Annotated in this window: 13 protein-coding genes; 12 read left to right on the plus strand and 1 reads right to left on the minus strand. The window is 47.7% G+C overall.

The window, feature by feature from the left end; all coding sequences use genetic code 11:
- The first annotated feature begins 58 nt into the window (after positions 1 to 58).
- From DW819_RS01755 to DW819_RS01790, 8 genes are all read left to right on the plus strand, one after another.
- Positions 59 to 967, plus strand: a complete 909-nt coding sequence (locus tag DW819_RS01755; RefSeq protein WP_118731795.1) for a dihydrodipicolinate synthase family protein — start codon at positions 59 to 61, stop codon at positions 965 to 967.
- Positions 968 to 998: 31 nt separating this feature from the next.
- Positions 999 to 2,498: an alanine/glycine:cation symporter family protein gene (locus tag DW819_RS01760; protein ID WP_118731796.1), complete on the plus strand. Its 1,500-nt coding sequence runs from the start codon at positions 999 to 1,001 to the stop codon at positions 2,496 to 2,498.
- Between the two features lie 30 nt (positions 2,499 to 2,528).
- Positions 2,529 to 3,587, plus strand: coding sequence for a proline racemase family protein (locus DW819_RS01765; RefSeq protein ID WP_118731797.1), 1,059 nt, complete (start codon positions 2,529 to 2,531; stop codon positions 3,585 to 3,587).
- Between the two features lie 21 nt (positions 3,588 to 3,608).
- Positions 3,609 to 3,935: a cupin domain-containing protein gene (locus DW819_RS01770; RefSeq protein ID WP_118731798.1), complete on the plus strand. Its 327-nt coding sequence runs from the start codon at positions 3,609 to 3,611 to the stop codon at positions 3,933 to 3,935.
- 69 nt (positions 3,936 to 4,004) lie between these two features.
- Positions 4,005 to 4,685 carry a hypothetical protein gene (locus tag DW819_RS01775; protein ID WP_118731799.1) on the plus strand — a complete coding sequence of 227 codons (681 nt, stop codon included), beginning with the start codon at positions 4,005 to 4,007 and terminating at the stop codon, positions 4,683 to 4,685.
- 5 nt (positions 4,686 to 4,690) lie between these two features.
- On the plus strand, positions 4,691 to 6,175 hold the full coding sequence (locus tag DW819_RS01780) for an FGGY family carbohydrate kinase (RefSeq protein ID WP_182432543.1): 1,485 nt from the start codon (positions 4,691 to 4,693) through the stop codon (positions 6,173 to 6,175).
- A gap of 91 nt (positions 6,176 to 6,266) precedes the next feature.
- The gene (locus DW819_RS01785; RefSeq protein ID WP_118731801.1) at positions 6,267 to 6,959 is read left to right on the plus strand and encodes a 5'-methylthioadenosine/adenosylhomocysteine nucleosidase; all 693 of its coding nucleotides are present in this window, start codon (positions 6,267 to 6,269) and stop codon (positions 6,957 to 6,959) included.
- A 197-nt stretch (positions 6,960 to 7,156) separates the two neighbouring features.
- Positions 7,157 to 8,062: a hypothetical protein gene (locus tag DW819_RS01790; protein ID WP_118731802.1), complete on the plus strand. Its 906-nt coding sequence runs from the start codon at positions 7,157 to 7,159 to the stop codon at positions 8,060 to 8,062.
- A gap of 115 nt (positions 8,063 to 8,177) precedes the next feature.
- On the opposite strand, the gene DW819_RS01795 is transcribed toward DW819_RS01790, so the two are convergent.
- Positions 8,178 to 8,444, minus strand: a complete 267-nt coding sequence (locus tag DW819_RS01795) for a hypothetical protein (protein WP_118731803.1) — start codon at positions 8,442 to 8,444, stop codon at positions 8,178 to 8,180.
- Positions 8,445 to 8,699: 255 nt separating this feature from the next.
- Here DW819_RS01795 and DW819_RS01800 point away from each other — a divergent pair, with 255 nt between their 5' ends.
- From DW819_RS01800 to DW819_RS01815, 4 genes are all read left to right on the plus strand, one after another.
- A complete protein-coding gene (locus DW819_RS01800; RefSeq protein WP_118731804.1) occupies positions 8,700 to 9,797 on the plus strand; it encodes a hypothetical protein in 1,098 nt (365 codons plus the stop codon).
- An 84-nt stretch (positions 9,798 to 9,881) separates the two neighbouring features.
- Positions 9,882 to 10,481, plus strand: coding sequence for a spore protease YyaC (yyaC, locus tag DW819_RS01805; RefSeq protein WP_118731805.1), 600 nt, complete (start codon positions 9,882 to 9,884; stop codon positions 10,479 to 10,481).
- Between the two features lie 123 nt (positions 10,482 to 10,604).
- Entirely contained in the window at positions 10,605 to 11,834 is a 1,230-nt protein-coding gene (locus tag DW819_RS01810) for a LysM domain-containing protein (RefSeq protein ID WP_118731907.1), read from the plus strand.
- Between the two features lie 68 nt (positions 11,835 to 11,902).
- A complete protein-coding gene (locus DW819_RS01815; protein WP_118731806.1) occupies positions 11,903 to 13,171 on the plus strand; it encodes a DUF5711 family protein in 1,269 nt (422 codons plus the stop codon).
- The last annotated feature ends 17 nt before the right edge of the window (positions 13,172 to 13,188 follow it).

Here is a 13,188-nt window from a genome sequence, read left to right on the forward strand (position 1 = left end):
AATCACAATATTACAGTATCACATAAAGTAATGATGTATTGCTGAAAGGAGAATAAAAATGGTTGACAAGTTTGCACACGTTTTTCCAGCAATGGTAACACCGATTGGAGAAGACGGCAGTTTTCGTTATGATGTGGCTAAAAAGCATGCAAAATGGATGATTGACCAGGGAATTGGTGGAATTGGCGTGCTGATGGCAGCCGGGGAATATCAGAGTATTACGTTGGAACAGCACAAAGCATACTGCAATGAGATGATTCCATATATTAAGTCACTTGGTGCATCTGTTATTGTAGGATGTTCCAGAGAACGGGTAGCAGATGTTGTGGAACTGATGGAGAATGCCAGATTGGCAGGCGCAGATGCAGCAATGGTTCTGCCGTCATTCTATTATCATCCGGATCAGAACGAAATTCTTGCACATTACCAGTACATCAATGATCATTCCGGTCTTGATATTATGGTTTACAATAATCCGAATGTGACAAGTGGAATCAGTGCAGAGACTATGCGTAAGCTGTATACACTGGATCATGTGAAAATTGTAAAAGATGCTTCCATGGAAATTGATATTATGACAGATTTCATTCTGGATGCAGAAAAAGCAGAGCATGATGTTGGGGTATTATGCGGCTGTGATTATCTGCTGTATCCAGCATATGCAACGGGGGCGATTGGCTGGATCAGTATGACCGCGAACATTCTTCCGAGATTATCAGCGGAATTCCATAGAGCAATGATCGTTGAGAAGGATTATCAGAAGGGACTGGAAATCTACAAAAAGCTGTATCCGGTTGTTAACATGACAGAGCGCTTCAATAAGCCGACTCAGGCTGTAAAGTACATTCTGGAGAAAGTGTACGGGTTTGAAGAGGGTGTTTGTCTGCTGCCGCGCTGCGGCCTGAATGAGGAAGAAAAGCGGATCATATTAGAGACAAGCCATATTGAGGAGTTAGCAAAAGCGTAAGGGGATTAAAAGGTATTGGAGGAAGAACTATATGAGTATTATTCAATTGCTTGTAAAAGCATCTGGCATTGTATGGGCAACACCGATCATCATTCTTCTTTTGGGATCATCGATCTGGTTTACGGTAAGCCTGCATTTTGTGCAGGTCCGGAATATGAAACGCCAGATAAAGCTTCTGACAAAGACAACCAGTTCGGATACGGGAATTACTCCGTTCCAGGCATTCTGCAACACAGTTGCATACCGCGTAGGCGTTTCCAACATGGCTGGGGTTGCAACGGCAGTATTCTTAGGTGGTCCCGGATCTGTAATCTGGATGGCCATTACATCTGTATTAAACGCAGCACTTTCCTATGCAGAGAACTCTCTTGGACAGGTTTATAAGGAATCACAGGATGGTGTTTATACCGGCGGTGCTCCTTATTATATGAATAAGGGAAGAGGGTGGAAGATCCTTCCGGCAGTGTTTGCATTCTTAACCGCAGCTACAGTACCGTTATTGGCTCCGGCACCGCATGCAAACAACGTGGCAATCGCATTCAACCAGTCCCTTGGGATTCCGAGATGGGTGTGTGGCGCAGTAATCGGCTGCCTGCTTTTTCTGGTTATTTCCGGTGGTATTAAGCGTATTGCAAAAGTAGCAGAAATGATTGTACCGTTTATGACGCTGTTGTATCTGGGTTTGACTGTGGTAATTCTTGTTATAAATGCACCACATCTTCCACAGATGTTTTCTGATATGATTACCAGTGCATTTGGTGCAAATGCAGTTTATGGCGCCTTGATTGGAAGTGCTATTATGATGGGCGTAAAACGAAGCGTAAGTTCCTCCGGCGCAGGTATGGCAGAGTCTGTTGGTCCTACATCTGCAGCAGAGGTTGATCATCCTGGAGAAACCGGACTGGTTTCTTCTATGACTGTTTTTATTGATGTTGCAATTTGTATTTGTACTGGTCTTCTGATTATGGCAACTGACTGCTTTAATGTAGTGGGGACTGATGGACAGATGATTCATATTGGTACTGGAGCGGAATTTTTTGCAACGGCAACGCAGGCAGATATTTCCTGGGTACAGGCATCTATCAATACCCTGCTGCCGATTGGCTCTATTATTATTGCACTTTGCCTGGTATTCTTCTCATTTACAACCAACATGAACCATTACTATCAGGGGGAGATTAACTTACGGTATCTGTTCAGAAACTGTGATGTTAAAGTGAGAAGTGCTGCAGTATGGGGATTGAGAATTGTTATGGTAGTTTGCTATTTCACCTGGGCAATTTCTGATTCCAGCGATATGTGGGCACTTCAGGATCTGGCGTGCGGTGTACTTGTATGGATTAACGTTATCGTACTGTTAACATTCAGCAGAACTATCATCACTCTTTACAAGGATTACCAGGATCAGCTGAAGCATGGAATTGAAACACCGGTATTCAATCCGGAAAAACTAGGTATCAAAGGTGCCGGATTCTGGATGGAACATAATAAAGATAAATTCCGGGAAGTAGAAGAAAAAATGTCACATTAAATCATAACAGAGAAAGAAAAGGAGGAAACTATGGCATTTAAGAGAGTGATTCAGGTGGTGAACTGTCATTCCGGAGAGCCAATGCCAGTTATTGTAGGCGGTGTAGCCCAGTTAAGAGGAAACACGGTATATGAAAAAATGCTTTATTTAAAGCAGAATGACGATGAGCTTCGTCATCTGATGCTGAATGAACCGCGAGGTTATCCGCCGATGTGCATTAACATTGTTGTGCCATCCAATAATCCACTGGCAGAGTATGGCTATATTATTCTGGAACATACGGAATATCCGATGATGTCAGGCGGAAATACCATTGCGGTGGCAACCGTGCTTCTGGAAACAGGAATGATTAAAATGAAAGAGCCGTATACCGATTTTAACCTGGAGACGGCAGGCGGTCTGATCGGTATTCATGCAGAATGCCGCAATGGAAAATGTATTTCTGTCCGTTTTAAGAATATGCCTGCATTTTCTCTGATTGAGGATGCGGTAATTGATGTGCCTACCGTCGGAAAAGTTACAGTAGATGTAGCCTGGGGTGGTATGTTTGATATCATTGCAGATGTACGCCAGTTCCCGGGATTGGAGATTAAACCGGAAATGGGAAATGAACTTTCCAGAATTGCGGCACTCCTGATCGGTGCAGGCAACGAACAGTTAAAGGTTACCCATCCGGATTTCCCGGACATTAAAATCACAGCAGGCCAGATTTCCGGTCCGACGGATAATCCGAATGCAGACTGGAAAAATACTGTCGGAATGCCGAACGTAGAGGTGGATCTGAACAATCCGGCAACCTGGAAAACAGCGCTTGACCGATGCCCGTGCGGAACCGGCACCTGTGCAAAGATGGCATCTCTTTACGCAAAAGGCAAGCTGAAATTGAATGAACCGTTTCGGCATGAGAATGTACTTGGAATTGTTTATACTGGGGAACTGGTGGAAAAAACGAAGATTCATGATATTGAAGCAGTGGTTCCGACTGTTGCGGGGCAGGCATGGATCACAGGATTTAACACTGTTGTGCTGGATGACACGGATCCGTTTCCAGAGGGCTATCGTGTAACTGATATCTGGGGATTTCAGTAATATAGAAAGGATGGGAACAGAATGGAAACAAAAGTAGTAAAACCGGAAGAAACCCGGATTTTTATGGAAGGTCAGGAAGTAGACCGTGAATATTTCCATACGGACAAGCTGGTATTTGGAACTTCAGAACTTATGCCTGGCCAGACTGGTGCCGTTGATCCCGGACATGCCATATCCCATGAAGTTTTTTATGTTGTGCGGGGAACCGTGCTGCTTCGCTGTGGAGACCGCTTATATGAATTGAAGGAAGGAATGGCCCAGATCATACCGCCGACAATGCCGCATCAGCTTACCAACATTGGTGACTGCAAATGTATTGTGAGCTGGAGTCTGGCACCAGGAGAATAACAAAAAACCATGAAGCCCGTACTGACAAATCGCCGGTACGGGCAGTCTTGAAATAAGGAGGATTAGATTATGACACCAGAACTGATTGTTATGCTTACCAATAATGATAAAACTGTCATCGATGCAGTAGAAGTATTTGAGAGCTGCAAGGACCTGCCGGTGCAGAAATGGGGCTTTAAAGATGTTGGCCTTGATAAGGAAGCAATGATTGACCTGAATCAGAAGATGAAGGCAGCAGGCAAGACTACCTATTTGGAAGTGGTTACTTATACGGAAGAAGGATGTCTGGAAGGTGCGGAACTGGCAGGACAGTGTGGATTTGATTATCTGACAGGAACTGTATATTATCCGTCTGTGCGTGCAATCCTAGATAAATATCATCTGAAATATTATCCGTTTGCAGGAACGGTTGCTGGAAGTCCGGTTGCCCTGACGGGAAGTGTTGAGGAAATCGCAAAGGATTGCGTGCGTCTGATGGAAGCAGGGGCAAATGGAATTGATCTGACAGCTTATCGTTATACCGAAGGGGATCCGCTGGAACTGTTAAAGGCAGTTGGTAGGGAAATTGGTCTGGATAAGGTTACGATTGCGGGTAGTGTCGGCAGCAAAGAACGGATAGATGAAGTAGCAGTCCTGGGTTGTCGTGCATTTACCATGGGAAGTGCTCTTTTTCAGAAAAAATTTGTAAAAGGTGGTACGTTCCGCGAGAATCTGGAGTGGGTAATTACATATTTGAATGAACACAGGTAATGCGTATGAAACATTTTATTGGAATTGATATGGGAACACAGAGCATGCGGGCCTATTTGTTTGATCCGGAAGGAAAAATTGTGTCAGATGCATCCTGCGAGTATCTTCCTGTTTATCCAAAGCCAGGCTGGGCACAGTGTGATGCCAGATTATGGCTTGCAGCACTGAAACAGACAATCGCACAGGTTAAGCAAAAAGCGGGAATTACATCAGATGAGATCGGCACGATTGCATTTGCCTGTATTGATGCATCGGTTGTTCCTGTGAATGCAGATATGGAACCATTAGACGACTGTATGATATGGATGGATTCCAGAACCGGAGTGCAGGCCGAACGTCTGCAACAAAAAATTTCTGAAGAAAGAGCAGTTGAAATTTCTGGTTCGCCGATCACGCCGTTCCAGGACGCAACAAAACTGATGTGGTGGAAAGAGGAAAGGCCGGAAATTTATAAGTCAGCAAGATATTTTTGCGAAGTGACTTCGTTTTTCGTCGGTTATTTGACTGGGATACCGGCAAATGGTTACTGCGGCGCGGCGTATACCCAGCTTTATGATGTCCGAGAAAAAACGTGGTCCAGGGAAATGTTTGATGCGGCCGGGTTGGATATAGAGAAAATGTTTGAAGTCCGGAGCGGATACGATGTGCAGGGAACTGTAAGAAAAAAACGCGCGGAAGAGTTTGGCCTGAGTGAGCATACTAGGGTTGTAGTAGGAGATAGCGATCATCAGCTGGCCATGCTTGGCTCCGGTATGGAACGGCCGGGGCAGGTAATGGATATCAGCGGAACATCCACATCCATTGCTGCTTATACAACGATACCGGTAAAACAGATGACAGGAACCATGCAGACGCATTTATCTGTAGATGGACGATACTGGACACTGGAAAATGCATCTTTGATCACGGGCGGCAATTTAAGATGGTATAAGGACATGATTGCTCGCTGTGGTTATTCTGGAATTGATTATGGTGCGGAATGTGTGCCGATTGGTGCAGACGGACTTACCTTTTTGCCATTTCTTCAGGGGCAGATCACGCCGAGGCCAAACAGCAGTGCCAGAGGCGTATTCTGGGGTCTGACTATGAATCATACGGTAGGACATATGTCAAGAGCCGTTTATGAGGCCAATGTGTTTACTGTCCGGGATTGTGTGGATGTAATTGCAGCGGAAACAGGAACACCGGAAGAAATCATTGGAACTGGCGGGGGAACACGGTCGGAATTCTGCAATCAGATGAAAGCGGACTGCCTTGGTATTCCATTTCAGGTTATGAAGACTGAAAATGCGACTGGTATCGGTGCCGGAGTGATTGCCGGTGCGGCGGAGGGAGTTTTCTCCACACCAGAGGAGGCGGTTGCCGGATATCTGGAAAAAGGAAAGCTATATCTTCCGGATCCTGCAAAGAAAGCAGCTTATGATGAGGCATATGGGAAATACCTGGAACTGCAGAAGGGCTGTCAACCGTTGTTTGACAGGAATTTGTAAGAAGACAGCAGGCTCTCTTGACTTCCTTGCTGCTGCTTGTTAGACTGTTACAATAAACAGTTATGACAACAGAAAGCAGAGGAAATCATATATGTTAGGAATTATCGGTGCCATGAAGGCAGAAGTAGCGCAGTTAAAGCAGGAAATGAATCAGCCTGAGGTTGTAACCGTGGCCGGTATGGAGTTTTACAGGGGAACCATCGGAGAAAAAGAGGTGGTTGTGGTTCAGTCCGGAATCGGCAAAGTCAGCGCAGCCCTGTGCGTGCAGATTCTGGCAGACCGTTTTGGCGTGGATGGCGTGGTTAACACCGGTATTGCGGGTTCTTTAAAGGCAGAAATCAATATTGGTGATCTGGTGCTTTCTACTGATGCCATTCAGCATGATGTGGACGCTACCAATTTTGGCTACCCGTTAGGTGAGATCCCACAGCTTGGGACGCTGACCTTTGAAGCAGATGAGCGCCTGCGTAGTCTTGCAAAGAAGTGCTGTGAGGAGGTAAATCCGGATATCAGCGTTTACGAGGGCAGGATTCTGACTGGTGACCAGTTCATTTGCGACAAGAACAAGAAAGAGTGGTTGAGCAAGACGTTTAACGGCTCCTGCACCGAGATGGAGGGTGCAGCGATTGCCCAGGCAGCTTATTTAAACAAGATTCCATTTCTGATCGTGCGCGCTATCTCGGATAAGGCAGATGACAGTGCTTCCATGGATTATCCGGAATTTGAACGTCAGGCCATTATCCACAGTACGAATCTGACCCGCGCCCTGATCCTGGCATATTAATCTATCTTAAGGTAACGTGCGTTTTTTAGCAGAATTTGACGAACGATTCTGAGCTCCCTGAACTTTTCAAATGGTGGCCGGACAGTTATAATGATACCTGTCGAGACACCATGACAACTGCACACCTGCGGCGGAATGGATCCTGAAACGACGCAGGCGTATGGTTGGAAAAAGGAAAAGAAAGGGGAGCTGTTTTTATGCTGCAATTACTGGAAACTGGCCGCGTGCTCTATGCGCTGGCAGCATTTTGTGTACTGGGAATCCTGACACGTCTGGTTACCCGTCATGCCTACAAAAGATTGCTGAAGGAAAGCAAAGACCTTTCACTGACCAAGAACAAAAGCTTAAAAGAACTCCGGCAGAGAGCGGAGAATACATACCGCATCAACCAGGGCCTGGTGGATAGCGGTGCCTGGCTGGAGCATCAGCTGTATGAGTTTCATACGATGGGGATTCGCCTTTCCGGCTGGAGCGGCATGGGGGCTCGCTGGACGTGGCTTTGCCTGCTGCTTGGCGGAGCGGCAGCATTTTTCTCTTACTGGTACCGCCTGGATACCTATTATATAGTCCTGTATGGCGGCGGCGCAGTACTGATGGCCATGCTGACGATGCTGTTTGATGGCGGGATAGCCGGAGATTTGCGGGAACAGCTTCTGATCAGCCTCCAGGATCAGATCGACAATGTCGTGGGGCCAAAGATGGCACGGAATATGGCTGTGGAGAATGGGCGCACTGAAGGCATGGGAGACCGCGGAGCGCTGCGCAATGTGAGCCGCCTTGTGGATCGGGCCGGCCGTATGGGCCGTGTGGAACCGGAAGAGACGGAGAAACCGGTTACCCGGACAACGCAGCCGGTTTCGGGTGGGCGCCGGGAAAGCCGCAGGAACAATAACATCAGTTCTGCAGCGGCGAAAACTGCTCCTCCGGAACCGGAGACACCGGCAAAGGAAAGTATCCGGGACGCAGAGTTTATTAAGCGGGGACTGGAGCAGATGGCAGCCAGTCGTGAGAAAAACAGAGGCGGTGATGAAAACTGGATCCGGGACCTGAAGCCGGAAGAGGTAGAACTGATCGGAGACATTTTAAAGCAGTATCTGGCCTGAAAAGCATGGAGAACATCCGGCTGCTGTCTGTGTAAAGTGCGAATAGCAGCAAAAAATCCATCTGACAACAAAGGGAAGCGTTTCCAGATAACGGAAAGGCCTCCCTTTTCCTAAATTATTCTTCAATCACTTCAATTTCCAAATAATCAAAATCAATTTGTTCAATAAAGCTATCTTTTGTAAAGCGTGTTTTGGCATGGCGCTTAAAGTCATTGATATTGGAGGAGAGCCAGATTGGTTTTCCAAGATCAAATTCATAACAGATATCATCCAGTGACTGGAAGACCATGTTGGTGCGGGACATGCTGTAATCGGTCTGGCAGATCACAGTATCCCTGATCAGATGGTTGTCTTTCCAGATTTTTCCCCACATACGGAACATATATCTTCTCTCCTTTCGGATTGCATTTGGACGTCGTAAACATACGGAACAGTTGGTTGTAGTTTACAAGTATAAGTGATTTTTGTTTTTCTGTAAAGCCGTTCAAAACAGATCCCAACACATTTGCTTGTAGTTCGAATCAGAATGTAGTAAACTGTAAATAGTATATTTCGAAAAAAAGCTTTCGCAAAAAACAAATGCCCGGAGGGGGATTTCGTTTATGCCAGGGAAAAGCTTGCGAAGGAGGAAACAGATATGGCGCAGACTATTCAGGAATGCCTGGACTATCTGGCAGCAGCAAGGGAATCTGTCGAGGAACTGTCATTAGCTGCAGACCGGGAAGAGCAGCTGAAACAGGACGAAAGCCGTTTGAAAAAGGCTTTGGACACAGAGAAGAAGCAGATGACAGATGCCGTTGGTTCTACGGTAAAAAAACGAAGAGACGATATCAATTCCAGCTATGACGCGGAGATCAATAAAGCACAGGATCAGTTAAAGAAAGCCCGGGCCAAGCGGGAAAAGGCAAAGAATCAGGGCATGAAGGAGCGTATTGCGGAGGAAACTTCGGAACTTCATGAGTATAACAAGGAGCTGCTCGCCCATATGAAGGCAAAGTTTAGGGAAAACCATGTGCCATCCTGGTGCAGAAGCCGTCTTTACTACAGCCTTTATATGCCGCGCTGGGCTGGGGAGTTTTTCGGTCTCCTGATCTTTATTGCACTGTTTTTTGCGGCGCTTCCGTTTGGGCTTTACATGCTTCTGCCTCAACATAAAACCTGGCATCTGGCTCTTGTTTATGTGGCAGATATTCTGATCGTTGGCGGAATTTATATGTGGATCGGTAATCACACCAAGCTCCAGTACGCAGAGTGCTTAAGGAAAGGCCGTCAGATCCTGGATCAGATGCATGCCAATGACAAGAAGATCAAAGTGATCACCGGTACCATCCGCAAGGACCGCAATGAGTCACTTTACGATCTGGAAAAGTATGACGACGAAATTGCGCGGCTGACTCAGGAACTCAACGAGGTGGCTGCCAAGAAGAAAGAAGCGCTGGGCACCTTTGAAAATGTGACGAAAAACATTTTACAGGATGAAATTGAGCATGGATACCGGGAAAAAATCGCGGATCTGGATCATCAGTATGAGGATGTAAAACGCCAGCTTCAGCTAACCTCAGCTGAGGTGAAGGCACGCCGTTTGACTCTGACAGACCAGTATGGAAGCCATCTTGGAAAAGAGTTCCTGGATCCGTTTAAGCTGCAGGATCTGAGTAATATCCTTCAGCAGGGGAGGGCGGCCAACATTAGCGAGGCAATCAGTGTTTACCAGGAGGATGCGCGGAAACATTGATTTCTTGCGGGATCATGCCGCGAATAAAAGTTGTCCCGTTTGCCTATAATAGCAATAACAAAACGGTGCAGGCGGGATGACATTATGAAAAAACAGATCAGAGAGCAGGACATTTATTATTTCGATTCCGGTGAGCAGGAAGATACCGCGCTGTGTGCCGGCATGCTCCGCCAGATGATCGCGGAGATCATGCGGAGGGAGAATCGGAAAGGTGTCCTGCTCTTTTGCATTGGTACAGATCGCTCCACAGGAGACAGTCTGGGACCACTGATCGGGCATAAACTGAAAAGGGCGGGACTGAAAGACCGCCGGATAACAGTAGTGGGGACATTGGACAGCCCGGTTCATGCCATGAATCTGGAACAGGCAATTTTTATGGTACAGCACTGTTATCCGGATCATGTGATCGTGGCGGTGGATGCATCGGTCGGTCAGACAGAGCATGTGGGCTGCATTACCCTGGGGAAGGGAGCGCTCCGGCCGGGGCTTGGCGTATGCAAGGAACTACAGGAAGTGGGAGATATCTTTATTACCGGCATTGTGGGAGGATATGGAAATTATGATCCGCTGATGCTGCAGAGCGTACGGCTTTCTGTGGTGATGCAGATGGCAGATTCCATCTGCGAGAGCATCCGCCAGGCATTGTTGCCGGAATTCCATACTTTTTGTCGAAGAGTTTTTTGAGCTGAGTGACCGAAAATGACAAATTATATGGGTACCCCCGTGTTATGATGCAGCAAATGGCCGTGGACAGGCGGGAAACTGCCTGAACAAGCGGTTACAAACATCATGCAGCGGGGTGAAATTATGGGTGAACTTTACAATCCGTATCCGAAACTGCCAAAGAATATCCGGCAGATCGGGGAACGGGATCAAGTGGTTAAGCTTTATATCGAAGATTATGTCAATACATATCTGAAACGATTGTATCCGGCCGGCGGACAGGATCTGCGGGTCGGATTGCTGCTGGGCGAAATCCGGACAGAGGACGGGATACCGTTTCTGTTTATCGACGGAGCCATGGAGATGGAGCAGGTGACCCGGGACGGGGAGAAGGTGGAATTTACCGAGGAGGCCTGGAAGAAAGCCTATCAGGTTATGGAGCAGATGTTTCCGCACCGCAGTGTGCAGGGATGGTTTCTGTGCGGTGCGCCTGGCTGTGCGTTGAGTCCCCTGGATTACTGGAAGCAGCACGGCCAGTATTTTTCCGGGAGGAATCAGCTGATGTATTTAAATTCCGGTCTGGAAGGGGATGAGGCAATCTACACGGCCTCGGAGGACGGATTTTATAAGCTGAGGGGCTATAGCATCTATTATGAGAGAAACCAGATGATGCAGGATTACATGGTTTCTAGGAAGGATGCGCGGCGTGTGGAAAGCGGGACGCGGGATGTGGTGATCCAGGATTTTCGTGACCGGATGGAGGAGCGCAAACAGAGCGTGGGACATGCCCGTTCAACCATTGGACTTCTGGGAGGTACCTGCAGTGTACTGGCGGTTCTGGTGCTGGCCGGCGGCATGATCATATTTGGAAATTACCGGAAAATGAGAGATATGGAGAGTGTGATCGCTTCTGCTCTGCCGTATTCCTACACAGGGCAGAAAAACAGCGGAGAACTTGAGGTGGAGTCCGTGCCGGGTGAGGTGTATCCGACACTGGCAGACATTGTGATCGATCCGGCCGGCGGAAATGGTGAGAGCGGAGCGGCAGACAGCAGTGCGGCCGAGAGTGAAGCACAGGAAAGTGCGGATGCAGCAGGTGAAGCAGCTGGGAGCAGTGCAGAGAAAAACGGCACATTTCAAGGCGGAAACGCGGGCGCCTCGGCAGATGCGGCGGATGCAGCGCCTGCGGCAGCAACAGTACAGATCCCGTCCGATGCCGTAAAGTATGTGGTCCGGGATGGGGAAACATTGTACAGCATCTGTATGGAACGGTATCATAGTATGGCACAGATTTCACAGATCTGCGCGTGGAACGGACTGGCAGACGAGAATCACATTTCCGTAGGGCAGGAGTTGTATCTTCCGGCGAAATGATGTATACTGAATTTATATATCCTTCACTGTTGGAGGCAACGGAAAGGCTATGTTAGGAGACAAAAGAGATGAGTGATTTCAGCTCCATGAGCAGAGAAAGTAAGAAAGATAAGCTGCGCAGACAGATCGTCAGTCCGCAGCAGCCCGCATGGAACGCTGAACCGGAAGAAGACAGTGAAGCGGTGGTGCGCAGGGCTCATAACCGGGTACTGCGTCACCGGTGGATCCTCGTATTACTGGTACTGCTGTTGATTGCCGCAGGCGCGGCTGCCTGGTTCTTTTATCAGCGCAATTACCGCTATTCCGGTTATGAAACAGCATGGCAGGTGGATTTAAACGAGGGAAGCCTTGTGGGCTACGAGAGCTTTGGAACGAATGTTTTAAAATACACGAAGGACGGTGCTTCTTACCTGGACAACCGGGGACGCACAGTCTGGACAGAGAGCTATGAGATGAAATCTCCCATCATTTCCGTAAAGGGAGATTACGCAGCCATTGCGGATATGCAGGGCAACAGCATTTACATATGCAATACAGACGGAACACTGGGGCAGGCAACAACGGTGCTTCCCATCAGTAAGGTGGCAGTATCCGGGACCGGTGTTACGGCTGCTGTGCTGGAAGATTCTGCTTCCAGCTATATCACATTTTTTCAGAAAGACGGCACTTCCCTGGATATCACCGTTAAGACCAACATGTCGGGAGACGGCTATCCGCTTGATATCGCATTGTCAGATGACGGCACCCAGCTGATGAGCTCCTTTGTTTATCTGCAGGGCAGTGAACTGAAAAACCGTGTGGTATTTTACGACTTTTCCGAGATCGGAAAGAATGTGCCGAACCGTCTGGTGGGCGGCTTTGATGACGAATTCCAGGGGGATATGGTACCAAGGGTAACCTATATGGGAAATCCATATTCCTGTGCGTTTTCCGGCAAGGCCTTAACCTTTTTTTCTTCCAGAAACCTGGCGTCACCGGAGCTGGTGGAGCAGAGGAACATTGAGGAGCGGATCGACAGTGTATTCTACTCCGATGAGTATGCGGCAGCCATTGTCCGCAATACCAACGGAGAATACGGAAGCCGCCTGGAGGTTTACAAAAAGGACGGTACCCATGTGCTGAGCAAGGAATTCAATTTCGAATATACCCATGCAGATTTTGACGGAGATCTGATCATCCTGTACAATGAAGATTCCTGCAGGATTTATAATATGAGCGGAACAGAAAAATTTGATGCAACGTTTGATTTTCCTGTTTCGAAGATCAGAAAAGGACGGTTCCCGGGAACACTGGTGGTAACCGGTCCGCAGCAGATGCAGGAGCTGAAGCTGCGTTAGCAAGTATGCAATACAAA

Source organism: Clostridium sp. AM33-3 (genome assembly GCF_003480315.1).
GTDB lineage: Bacteria > Bacillota > Clostridia > Lachnospirales > Lachnospiraceae > Brotaphodocola.

Excerpts from the sequence above, each read along its gene's own strand:
- DW819_RS01755 (WP_118731795.1), top strand. The coding sequence starts at position 59 with ATGGTTGACAAGTTTGCACACGTTTTTCCAGCAATGGTAACACCGATT.
- DW819_RS01760 (WP_118731796.1), top strand. The coding sequence starts at position 999 with ATGAGTATTATTCAATTGCTTGTAAAAGCATCTGGCATTGTATGGGCA.
- DW819_RS01765 (WP_118731797.1), top strand. The coding sequence starts at position 2,529 with ATGGCATTTAAGAGAGTGATTCAGGTGGTGAACTGTCATTCCGGAGAG.
- DW819_RS01770 (WP_118731798.1), top strand. The coding sequence starts at position 3,609 with ATGGAAACAAAAGTAGTAAAACCGGAAGAAACCCGGATTTTTATGGAA.
- DW819_RS01775 (WP_118731799.1), top strand. The coding sequence starts at position 4,005 with ATGACACCAGAACTGATTGTTATGCTTACCAATAATGATAAAACTGTC.
- DW819_RS01780 (WP_182432543.1), top strand. The coding sequence starts at position 4,691 with ATGAAACATTTTATTGGAATTGATATGGGAACACAGAGCATGCGGGCC.
- DW819_RS01785 (WP_118731801.1), top strand. The coding sequence starts at position 6,267 with ATGTTAGGAATTATCGGTGCCATGAAGGCAGAAGTAGCGCAGTTAAAG.
- DW819_RS01790 (WP_118731802.1), top strand. The coding sequence starts at position 7,157 with ATGCTGCAATTACTGGAAACTGGCCGCGTGCTCTATGCGCTGGCAGCA.
- DW819_RS01795 (WP_118731803.1), bottom strand. The coding sequence starts at position 8,444 with ATGTTCCGTATGTGGGGAAAAATCTGGAAAGACAACCATCTGATCAGG.
- DW819_RS01800 (WP_118731804.1), top strand. The coding sequence starts at position 8,700 with ATGGCGCAGACTATTCAGGAATGCCTGGACTATCTGGCAGCAGCAAGG.
- yyaC (WP_118731805.1), top strand. The coding sequence starts at position 9,882 with ATGAAAAAACAGATCAGAGAGCAGGACATTTATTATTTCGATTCCGGT.
- DW819_RS01810 (WP_118731907.1), top strand. The coding sequence starts at position 10,605 with ATGGGTGAACTTTACAATCCGTATCCGAAACTGCCAAAGAATATCCGG.
- DW819_RS01815 (WP_118731806.1), top strand. The coding sequence starts at position 11,903 with ATGAGTGATTTCAGCTCCATGAGCAGAGAAAGTAAGAAAGATAAGCTG.